General features: G+C 69.7%; 17 protein-coding genes. 5 read left to right on the top strand and 12 right to left on the bottom strand.

The window, feature by feature from the left end:
• The first annotated feature begins 2 nt into the window (after positions 1-2).
• Complete coding sequence (gene secF / locus ACO2Q1_RS01350; RefSeq protein WP_423327744.1) at positions 3-986, top strand: protein translocase subunit SecF; 984 nt, start codon at positions 3-5, stop codon at positions 984-986.
• Between the two features lie 6 nt (positions 987-992).
• Entirely contained in the window at positions 993-1622 is a 630-nt protein-coding gene (locus tag ACO2Q1_RS01345; RefSeq protein ID WP_423327743.1) for a squalene/phytoene synthase family protein, read from the top strand.
• Positions 1623-1631: 9 nt separating this feature from the next.
• Here ACO2Q1_RS01345 and ACO2Q1_RS01340 read toward each other — a convergent pair whose 3' ends face one another.
• From ACO2Q1_RS01340 to ACO2Q1_RS01295, 10 genes are all read right to left on the bottom strand, one after another.
• Positions 1632-2453 (bottom strand): hypothetical protein, encoded by an 822-nt coding sequence (locus ACO2Q1_RS01340; RefSeq protein ID WP_423327742.1) that lies wholly within the window; start codon positions 2451-2453, stop codon positions 1632-1634.
• A 10-nt stretch (positions 2454-2463) separates the two neighbouring features.
• Complete coding sequence (locus ACO2Q1_RS01335) at positions 2464-2970, bottom strand: hypothetical protein (protein WP_423327741.1); 507 nt, start codon at positions 2968-2970, stop codon at positions 2464-2466.
• 73 nt (positions 2971-3043) lie between these two features.
• The gene (locus ACO2Q1_RS01330; RefSeq protein WP_423327740.1) at positions 3044-3925 is read right to left on the bottom strand and encodes an oxygenase MpaB family protein; all 882 of its coding nucleotides are present in this window, start codon (positions 3923-3925) and stop codon (positions 3044-3046) included.
• A gap of 17 nt (positions 3926-3942) precedes the next feature.
• Positions 3943-6174, bottom strand: a complete 2232-nt coding sequence (gene glyS / locus ACO2Q1_RS01325) for a glycine--tRNA ligase subunit beta (RefSeq protein ID WP_423327739.1) — start codon at positions 6172-6174, stop codon at positions 3943-3945.
• Positions 6174-6683 carry an endonuclease domain-containing protein gene (locus tag ACO2Q1_RS01320; protein ID WP_423327738.1) on the bottom strand — a complete coding sequence of 170 codons (510 nt, stop codon included), beginning with the start codon at positions 6681-6683 and terminating at the stop codon, positions 6174-6176. The genes glyS and ACO2Q1_RS01320 overlap by 1 nt, the downstream gene beginning before the upstream one ends.
• The gene (locus ACO2Q1_RS01315) at positions 6680-7597 is read right to left on the bottom strand and encodes a glycine--tRNA ligase subunit alpha (protein WP_423327737.1); all 918 of its coding nucleotides are present in this window, start codon (positions 7595-7597) and stop codon (positions 6680-6682) included. The genes ACO2Q1_RS01320 and ACO2Q1_RS01315 overlap by 4 nt, the downstream gene beginning before the upstream one ends.
• Positions 7598-7789: 192 nt before the next feature.
• Positions 7790-8626: a fasciclin domain-containing protein gene (locus ACO2Q1_RS01310; protein ID WP_423327736.1), complete on the bottom strand. Its 837-nt coding sequence runs from the start codon at positions 8624-8626 to the stop codon at positions 7790-7792.
• A gap of 206 nt (positions 8627-8832) precedes the next feature.
• Complete coding sequence (locus tag ACO2Q1_RS01305; protein ID WP_423327735.1) at positions 8833-9717, bottom strand: 4-(cytidine 5'-diphospho)-2-C-methyl-D-erythritol kinase; 885 nt, start codon at positions 9715-9717, stop codon at positions 8833-8835.
• Positions 9714-11753 (bottom strand): tetratricopeptide repeat protein, encoded by a 2040-nt coding sequence (locus ACO2Q1_RS01300; protein WP_423327734.1) that lies wholly within the window; start codon positions 11751-11753, stop codon positions 9714-9716. The genes ACO2Q1_RS01305 and ACO2Q1_RS01300 overlap by 4 nt, the downstream gene beginning before the upstream one ends.
• A 58-nt stretch (positions 11754-11811) precedes the next feature.
• Entirely contained in the window at positions 11812-13461 is a 1650-nt protein-coding gene (locus ACO2Q1_RS01295) for an electron transfer flavoprotein-ubiquinone oxidoreductase (RefSeq protein ID WP_423328231.1), read from the bottom strand.
• A gap of 194 nt (positions 13462-13655) precedes the next feature.
• Here ACO2Q1_RS01295 and ACO2Q1_RS01290 point away from each other — a divergent pair, with 194 nt between their 5' ends.
• Positions 13656-14465, top strand: a complete 810-nt coding sequence (locus ACO2Q1_RS01290) for a uracil-DNA glycosylase (protein WP_423327733.1) — start codon at positions 13656-13658, stop codon at positions 14463-14465.
• Between the two features lie 191 nt (positions 14466-14656).
• Positions 14657-16345, top strand: a complete 1689-nt coding sequence (locus ACO2Q1_RS01285; RefSeq protein WP_423327732.1) for a transglycosylase SLT domain-containing protein — start codon at positions 14657-14659, stop codon at positions 16343-16345.
• A 3-nt stretch (positions 16346-16348) separates the two neighbouring features.
• Here the strand turns inward: ACO2Q1_RS01285 and ACO2Q1_RS01280 are convergent, their stop codons facing one another.
• Together ACO2Q1_RS01280 and ACO2Q1_RS01275 are read right to left on the bottom strand one after the other, a co-directional pair.
• The gene (locus ACO2Q1_RS01280; protein WP_423327731.1) at positions 16349-17008 is read right to left on the bottom strand and encodes a glutathione S-transferase; all 660 of its coding nucleotides are present in this window, start codon (positions 17006-17008) and stop codon (positions 16349-16351) included.
• Positions 17008-18387: a Gfo/Idh/MocA family protein gene (locus ACO2Q1_RS01275; protein ID WP_423327730.1), complete on the bottom strand. Its 1380-nt coding sequence runs from the start codon at positions 18385-18387 to the stop codon at positions 17008-17010. The genes ACO2Q1_RS01280 and ACO2Q1_RS01275 overlap by 1 nt, the downstream gene beginning before the upstream one ends.
• 141 nt (positions 18388-18528) lie before the next feature.
• Here ACO2Q1_RS01275 and ACO2Q1_RS01270 point away from each other — a divergent pair, with 141 nt between their 5' ends.
• Positions 18529-19938, top strand: a complete 1410-nt coding sequence (locus ACO2Q1_RS01270) for a M28 family metallopeptidase (protein ID WP_423327729.1) — start codon at positions 18529-18531, stop codon at positions 19936-19938.
• Position 19939: the final 1 nt, after the last annotated feature.

The raw sequence follows: 19939 nt of genomic DNA, 5'->3' as shown, positions 1-19939 counted from the left end.
CGATGCGTGGTTGGCCTCTGATCAAACTGCTGCCGCAGAAGACGAACTTCAGCTTCGTCAAATATGCCCCCTACGCGGGCGTGCTGTCGGTGATCCTCTGCGTGGCCTCGATCGTGGGCTGCTTCTACCCCGGCCTGAACATGGGCATCGACTTCCGGGGCGGCGCCTCGATGGAAGTGTCCAAGCCCGCCGGTCAGGTGATCAGCCTGGACGGCGTGCGCGGCGCCGTAGGCGAGCTGGGTCTGGGCGACGTTCAGGTTCAGGGCATCGCGCGGCGGGACAACAACGCCAATGACGGCTCCACCGCCATCCTGCGCTTCCAGGTGCCGGAAGGCCGCGGCCAGACCCAGGTCGTGCAGCAGGTCGAAGGCGCCATCACCCGCACGGTGGGCGAAGTGACCTATTCCGGGGTCAGCGTCGTCGGATCCAAGGTGTCGGGCGAGCTGTTCACCTCGGGCCTGCTGGCGCTCGGCCTCGCCGTGGTGCTGATGTTCGCCTACATCTGGTTCCGCTTCGAGCGGCAGTTCGGCTTCGGCGCCATCGCCGGACTGGTCCACGACGTGGTCCTGACCTTCGGCCTGATCGTGCTGATGCGGCTGGAGTTCAGCCTGAACATGGTCGCCGCGATCCTGACGGTCATCGGCTATTCGATGAACGATACGGTCGTGGTGTTCGACCGCCTGCGGGAGAACCTGCGCAAGTACAAGTCGATGCCGCTGCGCGAGGTGATCGACCTGTCGCTGAACGAGACCCTGAGCCGGACCATCATCACCGGCGTCACGGCCGTGGGCGTTCTGGCGATCCTGGCGATCTTCGGCGGCGAGGCCCTGTTCGGCTTCTCGATCGCGCTGATGCTGGGCATCATCATCGGCACCTATTCGTCGATCTATGTCGGCGCGCCGATCATCCTGCTGTGGGGCGTCAAGCGCGGCCAGGTCGAGGAAGACGCCAAGCCGGTCAAGCTGGGCATGGCCAGCCGGCCGTAAGGGCCGATGGCGGAGCTCGATCTCGACGCCACGGTCCGGGCGGCCGACCCGGACCGCTGGCTGGCCAGCCGCTTCGTGTCGGACGCCGACCTGCGCGCGGATCTGGTCGCCCTGTACGCCTTCGAGGCGGAGCTGATGGCCATACCGACACGGGCGGCCCAGCCGATGCTGGCCGAGATGCGCTATGTCTGGTGGTCGGAGCAGATGGACGGGGTGTTCTCGAACGCGCCGCGCGTCGGCCATCCGGTCCTGGAGGCCCTGACGGCGGCGGTGACGCGACACGCCCTGCCCCGCGCGCCGTTCGACGCCCTGATCGAGGCCCATATCGGTCGTGTCCACGGCGAGCCGCATGACCTGGACGCCTTCTACGTCGGGCCGATGCAGGCCGCGGCGCAGATATTGGCCGGAGCGGGACAAGACGACCGGGTCGCCCGGGCCGCGCGCGTGCGGGGCCTGTCGCAGACCGGACGTTTCGATGAGGCCCGCGCCCTGAGGTCAGAAGCCAATCGCGCCCTGAAGGGTCTCCCGACCGCCGCCTTTCCGGCCGTGGCGGCCGCCGCCCTGCGCGATCCGGCTCAGGGCGAGGGCGGCAAGCGGCTGCGTCTCATCTGGGCGAATCTGACCGGGCGGATCTGATCCCCGGCGTCAGTCCACGCGCTGATAGGGCTGGAACTCGCAGTCTCTGCCGTTGACGATCAGATAGACGACATAGTGCTCGGTCGTCGTCGGATCGACCATGACCCCCTGGCCTTCGTACTCGCCGCCGAACTGCACTTCGGACGGCGAGAGGATGCGCGGAAGGCCGTACTTTTCGTACCGACGACCCTGAAAGGTGATCGGGTCGCCGTTGATGTACCAGGGCAGTTGACGCGCCTCGGCGAAGCCGAGAGAGGTCCAGGCGGCGGCCCGGCCTTCATACTGGACATAGTTGGAGCCGGGGACGTCAGGCTGGCGATAGGCTCTCAAGGGCAGAAGCTCGCGCGAGCCGGGGCGGTAGCCACAAGCCATGTTGCGCGTCAGCTCCAGGCCGGGCGGTATCTGGGGCGCGGACGGAGCCGAGGTCCGGGGCTGGTCGGCGGGCGTCAGGCGAAGGCGGTAGGTACCGAGGCCGTATTCCTTGGCGGCGACCCGGACGAACCAGGGACCGCGCACGACATTCACGCGAATCTCGGCCGAGCGTCCGTCAGACCCGAAGGAGCCCCGTTCCAGATCGCCGGCGCAGCTGCGGCCCGGTCCGGAAATGACGAAGGGGTGGAAGGCGTCGGAGTCCAGATTGATGCGGTACCGCCCGGCCGGCACGTTGAACACATAGCAGTCCATCCGCCCGGTCCCGTAGGGCATGGGCGCGTCCGTGGCCGTCAGCTCGCCGTTGGTGGTGCGGTTGGGGTTCAGCGGCGTCTGGGCGGCGACCGGCTGGGCCACGGCGGAAGCCAGCAGGACGGCGGCGAGCGGGGTGAAACGGGTCATGGCCATCGCCTCAGCTCCCCTTGCGCCAATAGGGCTGGAACTCGCACTCCAGCCCATTGGCCATGACGTAGATGAGCTGCGCGTCCTCGGCGCCCATTTCGGTGACGATGGCCTGGCCGTCGTGCTCGCCGGCGAAGACGATGTCGGTCGTCGAGGGGACGCGCGGCAGGCCGTATTTGCTGTAGCGGGCGCCGCGGAAGGTGATCTCCTCATTGTTGACGTACCAGGGCCGCTGGCGCGCGTCGGAGAAGCCCAGCGAGGCCCAGTTCGCGGGCCGCCCCTGGTGCTCGACAAAGGCCGTGTAACGACCCTCGGCGCTGCTGTAGCGCTGCGGAAAGATCAGGGTCCGGGAGCCGGAGCGGTAGCCGCAGGCCTTGATCGCGGTGATCCGCAGACCCGGCGGCGGAGTGTCGGACGGCGCCGGGCGCGCGGTCGGGGTCTGGGCCGCCAAAGGGGCGGCGATCGGCGACATCATGAGCGGGGCGGCCACGGCCGCGAGGATCAGGGCGCGTTTCATGATCCGACGGTCGCCCAGGCCGGGGGGATCGGCAAGCCGGCCCCGGCTCCGCGTCAGGTTCGGAAGGGAGGGATCACAGCTGGTCCGGCCAGGCCTTGACCTCTTCGGGCCAGACCTGGCGGTTGGGCGAGCCGGTGTAGACCCAGTCCAGCGAACGGGCCATGGTTCCGGCCGCGCGGCGGGTCAGGGGCGAGGCCCCGGGCAAGCCGTGCATGGCCCGCGCCCAGTCGGGCAGGAGGTCGGCGCCGGCCTGCATGATGACCCCCGCCGCCGCGTCCTCGGCCAGGCCGCCGACCTTCTGGCGCATGACCAGGGCGGCGACCTCGGTGGTGCGGTCGTCGGCTTTCAGTTGCGGCCGAAACGACTGGATCAGGGCCTCGGCGTCCGCACGGGTGCGCGGCACAGGGTCGGCGCCGAGGGCCAGACCGATGCGGGCCATCTCGTCGAAATAGGCGTCCTGGTCGGCCGCGCTCATGTCCGGCTGCTGATAGCTGATCCAGGCGTTCAGGAAGCTGATCGTCTCGGTCACATGCACCCAGGCCAGGAGGTCGGGATCGGTGACGCGATAGGGCGTGCCGTCCGGCAGTTCGCCGCCCAGTCTGGCGTGGATGCGGTTGACCTTGTCGATCGCCGCCCGGCCCGCCGCCGCGTGGTCATAGGTGGTCACGGCGATGAACTTGGCCGTGCGCCGCAGCCGCCCGTGCATGTCGGCGCGGAAGTCGGAATGGTCCCAGACCCCGGCCAGCACCTTGGGATGCAGCATCTGCAACAGCAGGCCCGAGACCCCGCCGATCATCATGGTGACGATGTCGCCGTTGACCCGCCAGGCGACCGACGAGGTCGGGAACAGGGCGTCGGCCCGGCGCAGGGCCGGACGCTCGCCCGCCTCATAGTCGTTGAAGATGTGGTTGATGCGGCGCCGCACGGCGACCTTGACGGTCTCGAACGGCCGCATCGCCCCGCCCCTCCCGATCAGCCGGCGATCTGGCCGAAGTCGGCGACCCGACCCATGACCGCGCGGACCTGACCCAGCAGCTTCAGCCGGTTCTCGCGTTCCTCGGCCACCTCGGAATTGACCATGACGGCGGTGAAGAAGGCGTCCACCGGCGCGCGCAAGGCGGCCAGGGCCGTCATGGCGGCGGCGAAGTCCTCGGTCTCCAGCGCGGCGTCCACGGCGGTCGCGGCGGCGGCGGCGGCGAAGGCCAGGGCGGTCTCTTCCGGCGGCTGGTTCGGCAGGCCGGTCTGGACCATGCCGGTGGGCAGGGGGCCCTTCTTCTCCTCGGCCTTGAGGATGTTGGAGGCGCGCTTGTAGCCGGCCAGGAGGTTGGCGCCGTCGTCCGTGGCCAGGAAGGCGTCCAGCGCCTCCACCCGACGCACGATGCGGACGAGGTCGTCGTCGCCGAGGGCGAACACGGCGTCCACGAGATCGTGCCGCTTGCCCTGGTCGCGGAGCAGGACTTTCAGGCGATCGGCGAAGAAGGCGAGAACTTCGCCTTCGACCGAAAGCTTGTCGAGCGCGCGTTGGACGTTCGGTCCTGCCAGTCCAGCCAGAGCCGGATTGATAGACCCCGACGACAAACCGATCCGCACCCCATTCTCCAGCACCAACCGGATCACCCCCAGCGCCGCGCGGCGCAGGGCGAACGGGTCCTTCGAGCCCGTGGGCTTTTCGTCGATGGCGAAGAAGCCGACCAGGGTGTCCAGCTTGTCGGCCAGGGCCACGGCGACGGTCAGGGGCGCGGTGGGGACGGTGTCGTTCGGACCCTGCGGCTTGTAGTGGTCGCGGACGGCCGCCGCAATTCCGCCGGGGCTCCCTTCCCCCTTGATGGGGGAAGGGCTGGGGTTGGAGGTGACTGCGGTGGGAGCTGAGATGTCACCGCCCACTCCAGACGCCTTCACCCCCATCCCTGCCCTTCCCCCATCAAGGGGGAAGGGTTCCTGAGCGAGTGCATCAACGTAATACCCGCCCATGATCCCCTGCAGTTCGGGGAATTCCCCGACCATGCCGGACGCCAGATCGGCCTTGGACAGGCGGGCGGCCTGATAGGCCTCGTCCGGGTCGGCGCCGACCAGGGGGGCGATTTCGCGGGCCAGGGCGGCGATGCGGTCGACGCGCTCGGCCAGGGTGCCCAGTTTGGCGTGGAAGGTGACGCCGGCCAGCTTCTTGTTCCAGGCGTCGAAGCCGACCTTCCGGTCCTCGTCCCAGAAGAAGCGGGCGTCGTTCAGGCGGGCGGACAGGACGCGGCTGTTGCCGGCGGCGAGCGCCAGGCCGCCGTCGGAGGCCTCGACATTGGCGACGACGACGAAGTTCGGGGCGAGACCCTGCTTCGACGGATCCCGTACGGCGAAATACTTCTGGTGCGTCTTCATCGACAGCTGCACCACCTCGGGCGGCAGGTCGAGGAACTGGGGGTCCATGTCGCCCAGGATCGGCGTCGGCCATTCGGCCAGCCCCGCCACCTCGTCCAGCAGGCCGTCGTCATCGACCAGGGCCAGACCCCTGTCGGCGCAAACCTTCTTCGCCGCCTCCAGAATCTTCAGCTTGCGGTCGGCGACGTCGAGCAACACGTAGTTGTCGGCCAGTTGCTTCCGGTAGTCGGCGAAGTCGCGGATCTTCAGCGGGCGCTTGGTCCCCATGAAGCGGTGGCCCTCGGTCGCGTCGCCGCTCTCGATGCCCTGGACCCTTCCTCCGATGTCGGGACTGCCGTCCGCGATCGTGAACGGAACCACCGCCCCGTCGAACAGGCACAGGATGCGCTTGATCGGCCGCACCCAGCGCAGGGTCGCGTCGCCCCAGCGCATCGACTTGGGCCAGGGGAAGGCGCGGATGACGGCGTCCACCGTCTCGGCGATCACCTCGGTGGTCTGGCGGCCCTTCTGGCTGAGGACGGCGAACAGGACACCGTCGCGCTCGACCAGTTGCTCCTTGGTCAGGCCGGTCTTGCGCAGGAAGCCCTCCAGCGCCTGTTCCGGGGCCGAGGTCTTGGGACCCTTCACCTCTTCCTCGCGGTCGGGCGTGGCCGTCGGCAGGCCCTCGATCACCAGGGTCAGACGACGCGGCCCGGCCCAGGTGGTCAGGGCGTCCCACGTCAGGCCGGCCGCCTTCAGCCGATCAGAGGCCATACGCTCCAGATCGCGCGCGGCGCCCTGCTGCATGCGTGCGGGGATTTCTTCGGAGAAGATTTCGAGGAGGAGTTGGGGCATCAGTATTCGCCGGAATCGTCGCGGACCCACTGATCGCGGGCGCGCCAAAGAGCCCTTCCCCCTTGATGGGGGAAGGGTTGGGATGGGGGTGAAAGCATGTCCGCCTTGATCGCCGTCATCACGGCTTCGCGGTCGTCGGTGACCTGTCGGGTCGAGAAGCGCGTGACGCGAAAGCCCTGGCCTTCCAGCCATGCGGTTCGGGCCGCGTCATAGGCGACGGCCTCGGGCGTTTCATGATGAGGGCCGTCGACCTCGATGACCAGACGGCTTTCGTGATGAACGAAGTCCACGATGAAGCGGCCGATCGGACACTGACGCCGGATGTTGGCCTCGAGCTTCCTGAGGTCTGCCCAGAGCAGCTTCTCGGGATAGGTCTGCTCACGCCGCAGACGACGCGCGCGCTCGACGGCGCCGCCGAGATGGCGGAGCCTGCGGGACGGGGTTTCACCCCCATCCCCAGCCCTTCCCCCATCAAGGGGGAAGGGAGCGCCGTCGTTGATGACGTTCACGCCGTTTTCCGCTCTTCTTCGACATACGCCAGGGCACACGCCTTACACAGATCGCGAATGCGGCCGATGTAGCTCTGCCGCTCCGCCACGGCGATGGCGCCGCGGGCGTCCATCAGGTTGAACAGGTGGCTGGCCTTCAGCACCTGATCATAGGCGGGCAGGACCAGTTGCTGGCCCTGAGGACCGGTCATGGCGAGGAGACGCGAGACCTCGGCCACCATGTCCTCGAACCGGCGCTTCAGCCCGTCGACGTCATAGCCGTGGAAGTTGGCCTCGGACTGCTGGCGCTCGTTCTCGAGGAAGACCTCGCCGTACGTCAGTCCGTCCTTGTTGAACTTCAGGTCATAGACGTTGTCGACGCCCTGCACGTACATGGCCAGACGCTCCAGCCCGTAGGTCAGCTCGCCGGACACCACGTCGACCTCGATGCCGCCGACGCCTTGGAAATAGGTGAACTGGGTCACCTCCATGCCGTCGCACCAGACCTCCCAGCCCAGACCCCAGGCGCCGACGGTGGGGTTTTCCCAGTCGTCCTCGACGAAGCGGATGTCGTGCAGGGCCGGGTCGATGCCGATGGCGCGCAGGGAGCCGAGATACAGCTCCTGCAGGTCGTCGGGGTTGGGCTTCAGGATCACCTGAAACTGGTAGTAGTGCTGGAGCCGGTTGGGGTTTTCGCCATAGCGACCGTCGCCCGGGCGGCGGCTGGGCTGGACATAGGCGGCCCGCCACGGCTTCGTGCCGAGGGCCCGCAGCACCGTCGCGGGATGCAGGGTCCCCGCTCCCACCTCGACGTCATAGGGCTGGAGCAGGGCGCAGCCCTTGTCGCCCCAGTACTTCTGGAGCGTCAGGATCAGGTCCTGGAAGGCGAGAGGTTCGGTCGGGGCGTGGGGCACGGTCGGGCTTTGGGGAGGCATGAGAAGGGCGGCGGACCCTAGACGATTTTTGCTTCAGGTCGAGCAGACCTGAATCCAAAAAATCGTCCAGAACCCCGCGTTGCCCGAAATCTAAGCCCGGCCGGACAAGTCCGACCGGGCCGATTTCGGGCGGCGGCCCGCCGCCCTCTAACTCAACTCAGCTCGGCGCGGAATGCGCCGTCATTGTCGCCGTCAAGCCTGGGGCTCGGTCGGCGGGGTGGCCGGATCGACCGGTTCAGGCGTCGGCTCCGAAGCCGGGTCCGGCTGGGTGACCGGCGGAGTCGGCGTCGGGGTCGGTTCGGCGGCCGCGTTCGGGTCCGGCGTGGTCACCGGGTCGGGGCTGGCCGTCGGAGCCGGCGTGGGCGCCGGAGGGGCCGCCGGAGCCGGAGCCGCCTCTTCCGCGTCACCCGAGGCGACGTTCGAGGCGGCGGGGTTCAGCACCTTGTCGATGGCGAAGACGGCGCCGTTGCCGGCGTCGATATCGGCCATGGTGACGGTGGCGTCATCGACCTTGATGGCGTCGCCGGTGCCGTCCAGCTGCACCTGGGTGCGGGCGGCGGTTTCGACCCCGCCCTTGGTGCCCTTGATCTGGCTGGAGTTCACGTCGGCGACGACGACGTGATAGAGCAGCAGCTGGCGCAGCTCATTGGCGTTGGCCGGATCCATCAGACGGGTGCGGTCCGCTTCCGGCAGGGCGGCGAAGGCCGCATCGGTCGGGGCGAAGATCGACACCGCCGGCTGGGCCTTCAGCGTCTCGGTCAGCTGGGCCTGGTCAAGAGCGCTCAGCAGCGTCGAGAACTGGCCCTGGGCCTTCAGCGTATCGACGATCGTGTTGGCGGCGGCGGGCGTCTCCGCCTGGGCCTGAGCCGCGGGCTCAGCCGAGGTGTCGGTCGTGGCCGGCGTCGTCGGGGCCGGTTGGGTCGGCATCGGAGTGACCGGCTCCTGGGCCGGCATGTCCTGGGCGAAAGCGGCCGGAGCGCCCAGCAGGGCGACAGCGGCGGCGGCGGTCAGAAGGCGAGTGCGAAGCATATCGGCATCCTTTCCTTGAATAGAGTCTCGGGGAGCTGAGCCGTAGAACTCACGGCTCGTTACGAACGGTTACGAGACCAAAGAACCGGCGCGAGGCCGACCCGTTCCATCTGGATGCGAATATTTATCAGGCAAGCTGAAGACCTCGGGCAATGCTTGGGTCTTACTGTGACGCTGGACACTTCGACGCCGCATTTGCGCCGAAATCAGAGGCCGGGGATCGAGGTTTCGCCCAGAACCGTCCGAGCGACCCACCAGTCGCCATGGTCTCGGCCCAGGCGGTCGCGGGCGGCGTCGGCGGCCTCGGGCTGGTCATAGAGAGCGAAGACGGTCGCGCCCGACCCCGACATGCGCGTCAGACCGACCGCCTCGGTCGCGGCCAGGGCGTCGATGACCGGCGCGATCGCCGGCTGCAGCGCCAGGGCCGGCGCCTCCAGGTCGTTGCGCTGTCGCGCCAGCCAGCGGATCACGGCGGGCGCGGACCAGTCGTCCGGAGGCGCCGGACGATCGGCGGCGCCGACCGGCCCCGCGTCATAGGCGCGATAGACGGCGCCGGTGGACGACGGCGCGCGGGGGTTGGCGAGCACGGCGTGCAGCGGCGGCAGACGCGGCTCTGGCGTCAGCCGTTCGCCCCGGCTCTCCGCCCAGGCTGAGACGGCCCTGAGGCACATCGGTCCGTCCGCGCCGACGGCGGCGGCGGCGCGATCGAGGTCGGCGTCCGACCATCGTCCGGCCCAGAGGGCGGCGGCCAGCCGCAACGCCGCCCCGGCGTCCGACGACCCTCCGCCCAGGCCGGCCGCGATCGGCAGCCGCTTCTCCAGCGTCAGATCGAGCCGGGGCGCTCCCTCCGCATCCGCCAGGCCGCGCAGGGCGCGCAGCACCAGATTGTCATCGCCGTCGGCGCGCAGACCCTCGGCGAAGGGGCCGTCGAGCGTCAGGGACAGGCGGTCCGATCGCCGCGCGGCGAGGCGGTCGCCGACGTCGGCGAAGGCGACCAGGCTGCAGATCGGATGGTATCCGGCCGCATCCACCGGACCCACATGCAGGAACAGATTGACCTTGGCCGGGGCCAGGGCCGAGACGGTCGTCATGTCGCGTCGGCGCCCGCGATCGTTTCGACGGCCTCGGCCGCCGACGGGGCCGAGGCCGGGGCCGGAGCCGGGGTTTCGACGGGACCCAGTCCCTCGGCGAGCTTGCGCTCGACCTCGGCCTTGCGGTCGGCGTCGGGATCCAGGGTCAGGACGCGGCTCCACTGGAAGCCGGCCTCGCGACGGCGACCGACGCGCCAGTAGGCGTCGCCCAGATGGTCGTTGATCTCGGCGTTGGCCGGCTGTTTCTCGACGGCCTGCTCCAGAGTGGCCACCGCCTCCTCGAACCGGCCCTGGCGGTACTGGGCCCAGCCGAGGGAGTCCTGGATATTGCCGTCGTTGGGCTGGGCGCTGAAGGCGCGGGCGATCATGGCCGCGCCCTCGTCCACCCGCGTGCCGTTGTCGACCCACAGATAGCCGAGGAAGTTGAGGTACATGGGCTGATCCGGCTGGGCCTCGACGGCCGCCTTCAGCGCGACCTCCGCCTCGGCGTCGCGGCCCAGGCCTTCAAGCGCCGCGCCCCGGAGGAAGTGGACGAAGCCGGTTCGGGCGCCGGCGCCGAGCACCGGCCCGTCGATCAGGTCCAGCGCCTCCTGGTTCCGTTTCACGCTGACCAGTTGGCTGGCGAGGGCGAGGGTCGCCGCAGAGGACTGGGGCGAGGCCGCCAGGGCGCGGCGGTAGGCCTCCAGCGCCTCGTCCTGCCGTTCGGCGCGGGCCAGGCTGTCGCCGAGCTGGGCCTGAGCGGCGGTGTAGAGCGCCGGCCGATCCGGACTGACCCTGGCCAGTTCCTCGCGCGCCGCGCCTTCGAGCCGCGCCCGCATCAGGGCGTCGGCGTACTGAAGCCGATGGTCGTCGTCGGGGCTGATCTCCAGCGCCAGACGGCTGTAGACGGCCGCGAACTGGGGCGCGCGCAGATCACGCGCCAGATTGGAGGCCAGCAGCAGGGCGCGCGAGGCGCCCTGACGCGCCGTGGGCAGACGCGGCGCCCGTCCGCCGCTGGCCGCGCGGGCGCGGGCGCCCACCAGCATGGGGCTGGCCGCCTCGCCCGGAGGCGCGGCGGCGTAAAGGGCCACAGCCTCGTCCCTGCGGCGGCGGCGTTCCAGGAATTCGCCATAGGCGACGCGGAAGGCGATCTGGCTGTTGGGCGCCTCGACCAGGGCCTTGTACTCGCTCTCGGCGTCGTCGTAGCGCCGCCGCATCTCCAGGATCTGGGCGCGTTGCAGACGCATCACCTTGAACAGGGTCTGCTCGCCCTGGGGCGGCGTGAGGAGGGCGAGCTCCCAGTCGCGCGCCGCCGCCGCGATCCAGGGCTGGACCAGAAGGGCGGCGTTGGCGTGCGGCGGGGCGATCGGCTGGGCCTTCAACAACTCGGCCGCCTCGCGTGCCCGGCCGCGCTCGAACCGCAGCACCGCCTCGACCAGGCGCGCCGCGCCGGTCAGGGTCGGCGAGACGTCGTCGCCCTGGGGCGCGGAAGCGACGGCCCCGGCCAGATCCCCGGATAGAAGGGCGGACACGAAGGCCTGTTCGGCGACCGTCGGCTGTTCCGGCGTCAGGGCCAGGGCCTGGACCAGGGCCTCGGCGCCGGCGCGGGCCTCGCCCTCCTGCTCCATGCCGTGGGCCGACAGGTAGCGGCCGCCCAGGTACAGGCCATAGGCCGTGCGGCCTTCGGCGTCGCGCGGCGCGGGGGACCATTCGGCGGGAATGGGGACCAGCGGCGGTTCCGCAGCTGCCGCCGTCTCGACCTCGTCGGCGTCGGCCTCGGGCGGTTCGGGCATGTCGCTGGGGACCTCGGTTCCCGGGGCCTCGCCGTCCTCGCCCTCGTCTTCCGGCGCGTCGATGATCTCCGGGCCGCGCGTCGGCCGGGGGCCGCTGTCGGGCGCGATCAAGGGCGGCGGCTTGCTCTGGTCCTGCGCCGGGACCGTCACCGGAGGAAAAACCTGAGGCTGAGCCTGTTCCTGACCCAGGGCGGGCGCGGCGGCGGCGGCGAGCAGGGCCGCTCCGGCGGAAGACATCAGGAGGCGAAGCGAAGCGGAGATCATGTCTTCGAACCTCCCCGCTTTGGCCTCGCCCCGCAAGAGGGCGAGACCTGACGGGGCGTCACATGTTCGGATAGTTGGGCCCGCCGCCGCCTTCCGGCGTGGTCCAGACGATGTTCTGGGATGGGTCCTTGATGTCGCACGTCTTGCAGTGGACGCAGTTCTGGGCGTTGATCTGGAAGCGCGGATTGGACTTGCCGTCCTCGTCGTACAGCACCTCATAGACCCCGGCCGGGCAGTAGAGCCGCGCCGGCTCGCCGTATTTGGGCAGATTGACCTGAATGGGGATCGAGGGGTCGATCAGCTTGAGGTGCGCGGGCTGCTCTTCCGCGTGGTTGGTGTTGGAGATGAACACCGACGACAGCTTGTCGAACGACAGCTTGCCGTCCGGCCTGGGATAGGCGGGCGCCTTGTGCTTCACGGCCGGTTCGGTCGATGCGGCGTCCGTCTTGCCGTGCTTCATGGTCCACGGGACATTGACCCGGAAGATCGACGAGAACCACATGTCGGCCAGGCCCAGGGCGCCGCCGAGGGTCGTGCCGAACTTCGACAGATAGGGTTTGGCGTTGCGGACCTGCTTGAGCTCCCTGGCCACCCAGCTGCGCTGATAGGCGGCTTCATAGGCGGCGAGTTCGTCGCCCTCGCGCCCGGCCTGCACGGCCTCATAGGCGGCGTCGGCGGCCAGCATGCCGGTCTTCATGGCGTTGTGGCTGCCCTTGATGCGCGGCACGTTCACGAAGCCCGCCGAACAGCCGATCAGGGCGCCGCCGGGGAAGGTCAGCTTCGGCACTGACTGCCAGCCGCCCTCGGTGATGGCGCGCGCGCCGTAGGAGATGCGGGTCCCGCCTTCCAGATGCTCGGCGATGGCCGGGTGGTGCTTGAACCGCTGGAACTCGTCGAACGGCGACAGGAAGGGGTTCTTGTAGTTCAGGTGAACCACGAAGCCGATCGCCACATAGCGATCGCCGAAGTGATACAGGAAGCTGCCGCCGCCGGTGTGTTCGTCCAGGGGCCAGCCGGTGGTGTGCTGGACCAGACCGGGGCGATGCTTTTCGGCCGGGATCTGCCACAGCTCCTTCAGGCCGATGCCGAACTTCTGCGGGTCGCGGCCCTTGGCCAGGCCGTGGCGGGCGATGATGGTCTTGGCGAGAGATCCCCGGACGCCCTCGGCGATGAAGACGTATTTGCCGTGCAGCTCGATGCCCGGCTGGAACTCGCCGGTCGGTTCGCCGTGACGGTCGATGCCGAAGACCCCGGCGACCACGCCCTTGACCCGGCCGGTCGCCTCTTCCCAGACGACGTGGCTGGCGGCCATGCCCGGATAGACCTCCACGCCCAAAGCCTCGGCCTGCTCGCCCAGCCAGCGCGTCAGATTGCCCAGGGAGGCGATGTAGCAGCCGTGGTTGTGCATCAGCGACGGCAGAAGCGGCATCGGGATGTCGGCCTGACCGGCCGGCCCCAGCAGCAGGAAGCGATCCTTCTCGACCGGCGTCTCCAGCGGGGCGCCGCGTTCCTTCCAGTCGGGGAACAGCTCGTTCAGCGCCTTCGGATCGATGACGGCGCCCGACAGGATATGGCCGCCCAGCTCGGCCGACTTCTCCAGGACCGCGACCGAGATCTCCTTGCCCTCGGCCTCGGCGCGCTGCTTCAGGCGGATGGCGGCCGACAGGCCGGCGGGGCCGCCGCCGACGACGACCACATCATATTCCATCACCTCGCGCTCGACCCCGGCCAGGGCTTCCAGCGGCGGCAGATTGTCCAGAATGGCCTCCTGGCGCGCATTCGTCGCGCCGCCCTCGATCGCTTCCTCGGCCATTTTCCCTAAGTCCCTGCTTCCGGCGTGGTTACGGCGTTTATCGGGACGTGACGCGAGGGAGGTCAAGGCGTATCTACCCTGCGGTAGATATGTCGCCCCAGTCCCTCGACCGCGCCGCCGCCGAAAGCCTGCTCGCCTTCTGGGCCGAAGCGGGGGTCGAGGCCTGCTATGACGAGGCGCCGGTCGATCGCACCTTTGTGGCGCCGCCCGCGCTGAAGGCCGTGGCGCGGGCGACGGCCGCCGTCGCTGCACCTGTCGCCCCGACCATGAGCGCCGATGTGATCGCCGAGGCCCGCAGACTCGCCGCCGGCGCGGACAGTCTGGACGCGCTGGGACAGGCTATCGCCGCCTTCAATGGCTGCCCGCTGCGAGGCATGGGGGCGAAGCAGGCGGTCTTCTGTCGCGGCAATCCCGAGGGCGATCTTCTGGTCATCGGCGAAGGCCCCGGCGCCGAGGAGGATGCGCGCGGTCAGCCGTTCGTCGGCAAGGCGGGCCAGTTGCTGGACCGGATGCTGCAGGCGGCGAATCTGCACGAGCGCGCCTTCATCACCAACACCGTCTTCTGGCGGCCGCCCGGCAACCGGACGCCGACGCCGGAGGAACAGGCGGTCTGCGCGCCCTTCGTGGAGCGGGCCTTCGCCCTGCTGCGGCCCAGGGCGGTGCTGCTGCTGGGCGCGGCGGCGTCCAGGAGCGTGCTGCGGACGGACGAGGGCATCATGAAGTTGCGCGGACAGTGGCGCGACTGGCGGCTGGCCGAGGCGGGACCGGACGGCGAGATCGCGGCCCCTGCCCTGCCGACGCTGCACCCGGCCTTCCTGCTGCGTCAGCCGCACGCCAAACGGCAGGTCTGGGCGGACCTGCTGTCGCTGGCCGAGAAGCTGGAGAGCGAGCGGTCCTGACGGCCTGAGAAACGCGGTCCGGCGCCGCTTCGGCGTTAACGCTTTTGTCCGCAATCCCGCCCGATTCCAGAAACATAGTGAACTTGAGCCACATGCCGCCTTGCGGCATAAAAGCCGCTGACGACCATCGAGAACCAACGCGCCGATCCTGAATCGAGACGGGAGACGCCTGGCCGAGGGGGCCGCCGCCCATGTTTGCTTTCCGTCGCGCCGGGCTGGTCCCGGCCCTCGCCCTTTCCCTGGCGGTCGCCGCGGGGGCCGCGCAGGCGCGCGAGGCGGCGGGCTCGGTGCTGGCCGTCGCCGAAAGCAATGACCGTCCCTTCGCCCTCAGCGCCGCCGACCGGCTGAGCTACACCACCGCCTTCGACGCCCTGCGGCGCGGCGATCTGGAGGCCGCCCGCGCTTCGGCGCGCCAGGCCGACGACCGCGTCCTGCTGGGTCAGGTCGAGTTCGAGCGGCTGTTTCACCGCGATCACACCGCCAGCTATGAAGAACTGAGCGCCTGGCTGGACGACTATGCGGACCTGCCGATGGCGGAACGCGTCTATGACCTGGCCCTGCGTCGGCGGCCGGACGGCGCGGCAGAGCCCCGTCGGCCCGGCGGCCAGGGGCTTCGGACCTGGGGCTCGGTCGCCGCCGCGGCGCGCGGCACGGTGGACGACCCGGCCAAAGCGGCGCGGGTGGCCCTGAACAACGACGACCTGAGCGGCGCCTATACGTTGGGCGTCCAGATCGGCGATTGGTGGACGGCCGGGCTGGCGGCCTGGCGGCTGAACCGGTTTTCCGAGTCCCTCGCCGCCTTCGAGCGGGTCGCCCTGGATCCGACCGAAGATCCCTGGGTGCGCGCCGGGGCCGGCGTGTGGGCGTCCCGCGCCGCCCTGGCCGCCGGGCGGCAGGATCAGGTGGCGTCCTATCTGCGCCTGGCCTCACGCTGGCCGGCCACCTTCTACGGACAGATCGCCCTGCGACAGCTGGGCGAGGACGTCACGGTCGAGGGCGCTTCCGGCGGTCCCCGCCCCTACGCCCCCGCCTATCAGGCCGCCGGGGCGGAGTTCATCCAGGTCTCGAATACCGACCTGAACGCCTTCATCCGCACCGACGAACGCGCCCGTCGCGCCGTGGCCCTGATGGAGGTCGGCCGTCGCGCCGAGGCCGAGAGCGAGCTGAAGGCCGGGCTGCGCACGGCGCCGGGCGACGCCGCACACCGCATGTGGCTGGGCCTGGTGTCCGCCGTCGCGCCCTTGATGGGCCGTGGCGGGGAGGACGTCACCCGCGTTGACGCGGCCCGCTACGCCACGCCGGTCCTGGCGCCGGAGGGCGGCTTCGTCGTCGAGCCGGCCCTGGTCTACGCCGTGGCGCGCAAGGAAACGGATTTCAACGCCCGGGCCCGCTCGGGCGCAGGCGCCTACGGCATGATGCAGGTGATGCCGACCACGGCGGCGGAGATGACCGGCGATCGCACCCTGATCCGCAAGCCGGACCAGCTGTATGAGCCCGCGCTGAACCTGCGTCTCGGTCAGACCTATCTGACCCGGATGTTCCAGCGGCCGGAGTTCCAGGGTGATCTGCTGCGGACCGTCGCCTCCTACAACGCCGGGCCCGGACCGATGCTGACGGCGCTGCGCAAACTGGGCCCGAGTCCCGATCCGCTGCTGCTGATCGAAACCATCGACGTGCCCCAGGCCCGCGAGTATGTCGAGAAGGTCGTGGCCGCCTACTGGATCTATCAGCGCATGTTCGGCGGCAAACTGAACACCCTCGATGCTGTCGCCGCCGGCCAGCCGCACATCTCGATCATGCTGGACTACACCCCGCCGCCGCCCGCTCCGGCGCCGGTGGTGGACATGGCTTCGGTCCCGGCGACGCCCGGCGGCCTTTAGTCTTCAGAGGTTCCGCAAGGCCTCGGCTTCCCACGCGCGGAAATCCGCGTCGGCCAGCAGGGCTGCGGCGTAGGCGACCGCCGTTCCGTCATCGCCGAGGGCGGCGAGATCGACGCCATAGTGCCGGAACCGCGTCGCGACAGGGGTGAAGAAGGCGTCGGCGATCGACCAGTCGCCGAACAGCCAGGGCCCGTCAGCGCCGAACCGACCCCGCATTTCGCGCCACAGGCTGATCAGACGACGGATGTCGTCCTCGGCCGCGACATGGCTGGGCGCCTCCGACCGGGAGTCGCCGACCATCAGATGACCGCCGTTCATGGTCAGGGCCGTACGCAACTGGATGAAGCCGCCGTGCATCTCGGCCGTGGCCGAACGGGCCAGGGCGCGCGCGGTCGGGTCGGCAGGCCACAGCCGGGCCTCGGGGAAGCGTTCGGCCGCCCATTCCGAGATGGCGAGACTGTCCCAGATCGTCTCCCCGTCGACCTGCAGCAGGGGCACCAGGCCGCTGGGCGAGACGGCCTTCAGCTCGGCGTGACCCTGTGGCGTGGTGAAGTCGATCTCGACGGCTTCGAAATCCGCGCCGGCCCGTTTCAGGACCAGCCAGGGACGCAGCGACCAGGTCGAGAACCGGCGGGGTCCGACGATCAGTTTCAGCTCGGCCATCAATAGCGTCCGTCCAGGGCGAAGATCGGCGACCGGTTTTCCCAGGCGCCGTCGGTGAAGTCAGGGAAGTCGACGGTGACGTTTCCGCCCGCGATCGACGCCTCCGACAGGGGTGTGATCGCGCTCCAGGCCACGGCGTCATAGATGTCGATCGGCATCGGCGCCCCGGCCTTCAACGCCTCGATGAAGGCGTGGACGACGAAGAAGTCCATACCGCCGTGCCCTGCCCCCTCGGCCTTTTCGGCGTGGGCCTGCCACAGCGGGTGGTCGTAGCGGTCGAACCAGTCCTGGGCCGCGTCCCAGCGGTGGGGCGCGCTGACGCCTTCGATGTGGACCGACTTGTTGATGTCCATCCACAGGCCCTTCTCGCCCTGCAGCCGGAAGCCCAGGGAATAGGGGCGCGGCAGGCTGGTGTCGTGGCTGAGCAGGATCGTCTGGCCGCCATGACAACCGATCATCGTGGTGACGACGTCGCCCAGGGCGAAGCGCACGCGGGCGTTGGGGTGATCCGCCCCGCCCTTGGCCACGATGTGATTATGCAGGCCGCGTGCCGGGGTCGCATAGGAGGTCAGGCGGGTGAAACGGTTGCCCCGGTGAATGTCGATCGCCATGGCGCACGGCCCGATCCCGTGGCTGGGATAGAGGTCGCCGTTGCGGTGGACGGAATGTTCGGTGCGCCAGCGCGCCTCGGACCAGCCTCCTCTTCCATCCTTCATCGGGCCGAACTCGACGCCGCCGCCATAGGCCTGACCGGGCACACCGGCGTTGAACTTCACCTCGCGCAGATCGTGCTGATAGCCGCCCTCCAGGTGCAGGATGTCGCCGAACACCCCCTGGCGGACCATGTTCAGCGCCGCCAGGACGTCGCGGCGGTAACAGACGTTCTCCAGCAGCATATAGGGGACGCGAGTGCGTTTCTGGACGTTCAGCACGTCCCAGTGATCCTGAAGCGTGATCCCGGCCACGACCTCGCAGCCGACGGCGATCCCCGCCTCCATCGCCGCGATGCCCTGGGGCGCATGCTGTTCCCACGGAGTGACGATGAAGACGGCGTCCAGCCCCGCCTGGGCCAGCATCTCCCTCCAGCCCGCGTCGTCGTCCTGATTCTGCCCCTCGAAGACGCGCGGGCGCGGCTTGCCCGCCGTGTCGAAGGCCGCCTGGGCCGCATTGAGGGACCAGGGATCGACGTCGCATATGGCCGCCACCTCGACGTCGTCGCGCTTGAGCAGTTCGGCCAGATGCACCCGACCGCGCATCCCCACGCCGATGATGCCGATCTTCGGTCGCGCATTGGCGGAGGTCGCGGTCCACCCTGAAGCCGGCAGGGCGGAGGCGCCCGCCGTGGCGGCTGCAGCGGCGATCATCTCGCGACGGTTCATGCGGCGGCTCCTCTGAAAGCGACGCCGCACCCTCGACCCGAGTCCCCGCCGATGACAAGGGCCGCGATGACCAGCGTCCAGCGCCTTGCGGCATCGCGAGGGGGCGATAAGGTCCGACGCCTCGTTTGTGGGAAGTCCGTCATGCGCCTCGTTGCTCTCGCCGCCCTGTTGACCCTGTCCGCCGCGGGCGTCGCCGACGCCGCTCAGGCCCAGACAGACTCGGCCCTGAGCGCGGCCCAGACGGCGCCGCCGCCCGGCGAGACGCCGTTCCTGCATGACCTGGCTGGGGCGCCCTCTGCGGCGCGGATGGAGGCGGACCTGCGGACCCTGGTGGGTTTCGGCACGCGCCACACCCTGTCCGAGACCGAGAGCGCCACGCGCGGCATCGGGGCCGCCCGCCGCTGGGTCCATGCCGAGTTCGAGAAGATCTCGGCCGCGTGCGGCGGCTGTCTGGAGGTCATGTACGTCGGCGACACCTATACCGGCGCGCGCGTGCCGACGCCGTCGGAAGTGGTCAGCGTCGTGGCCATCCAGCGGGGCACGACCGATCCCAACCGCTATGTCCTGATGGGCGGCCATCTGGACAGCCGGGTGTCGGACGTCATGAACGCCACGGCCGATGCGCCGGGGTCCAATGACGACGGATCCGGCGTGGTGGGGACGATCGAGGCCGCTCGCATCCTGAGCCAGCGCAAATTCCCCGGCTCCATCGTCTATGTCGCCTTCGCCGGAGAGGAACAGGGTCTGGTCGGCGCCCAGATCGTGGCGAAGAAGGCGAAGGACGAGAACTGGCGGCTGGTCGGGGTGCTGAACAACGACATGATCGGCAACACCCGCGGCATCGGCGGCCAGACGGACAACGGCACGGTGCGCGTCTTCTCCGACGCCCTGCGCCAGACCGAGACCGAGGCCGAGGCCCGCCAGCGTCGCCTGACGGGCGGAGAGGTGGACGGCCCGAACCGCAATCTGGCCCGCTACATCGACCGGATCGCGGATCGCTACATCCCGAACCTGGACGTCATGATGATCTACCGGCTGGACCGGTTCGGGCGGGGCGGCGATCACCGGGCGTTCAACGACGCCGGCTTCCCCGGCGTGCGGATCGTCGAGACCCTGGAACACTATGACCGTCAGCATCAGGATCTGCGGACCGAGAACGGCCGACCCTATGGCGACGTGATCGAGGGCGTCGACTTTCCCTACGCCGCCAAGGTCACGGCCCTGAACGTGGTCAGCCTGGCCGCCCTGGCGTCGGCCCCGCCGCCCCCCGCCGAGGTGACGATCAGCGGCGCGGTGTCGGCCGACACGACGCTGAAATGGTCCCGTCCCCCGGCCGCCCAGGCCCCGAATCTGGCGGGCTATCGGATCTATTGGCGACTGACCACGGAGCCGCAGTGGACGCACAGCCGCTGGGTCGGCGACGTCACGGAGTTCACCCTGGAGAACACCATCATCGACAACTGGTTCTTCGGCGTGGCGGCCGTGGCGACGGACGGGACCGAAAGCCCGATCGTCTTCCCCGGCGCGGCAGGCAGCTTCGGCGGCTACTGAA

The organism is Brevundimonas sp. VNH65, from assembly GCF_049445955.1.
Lineage (GTDB): Bacteria > Pseudomonadota > Alphaproteobacteria > Caulobacterales > Caulobacteraceae > Brevundimonas.
This window is presented reverse-complemented; position numbering and strand designations above follow the sequence as displayed.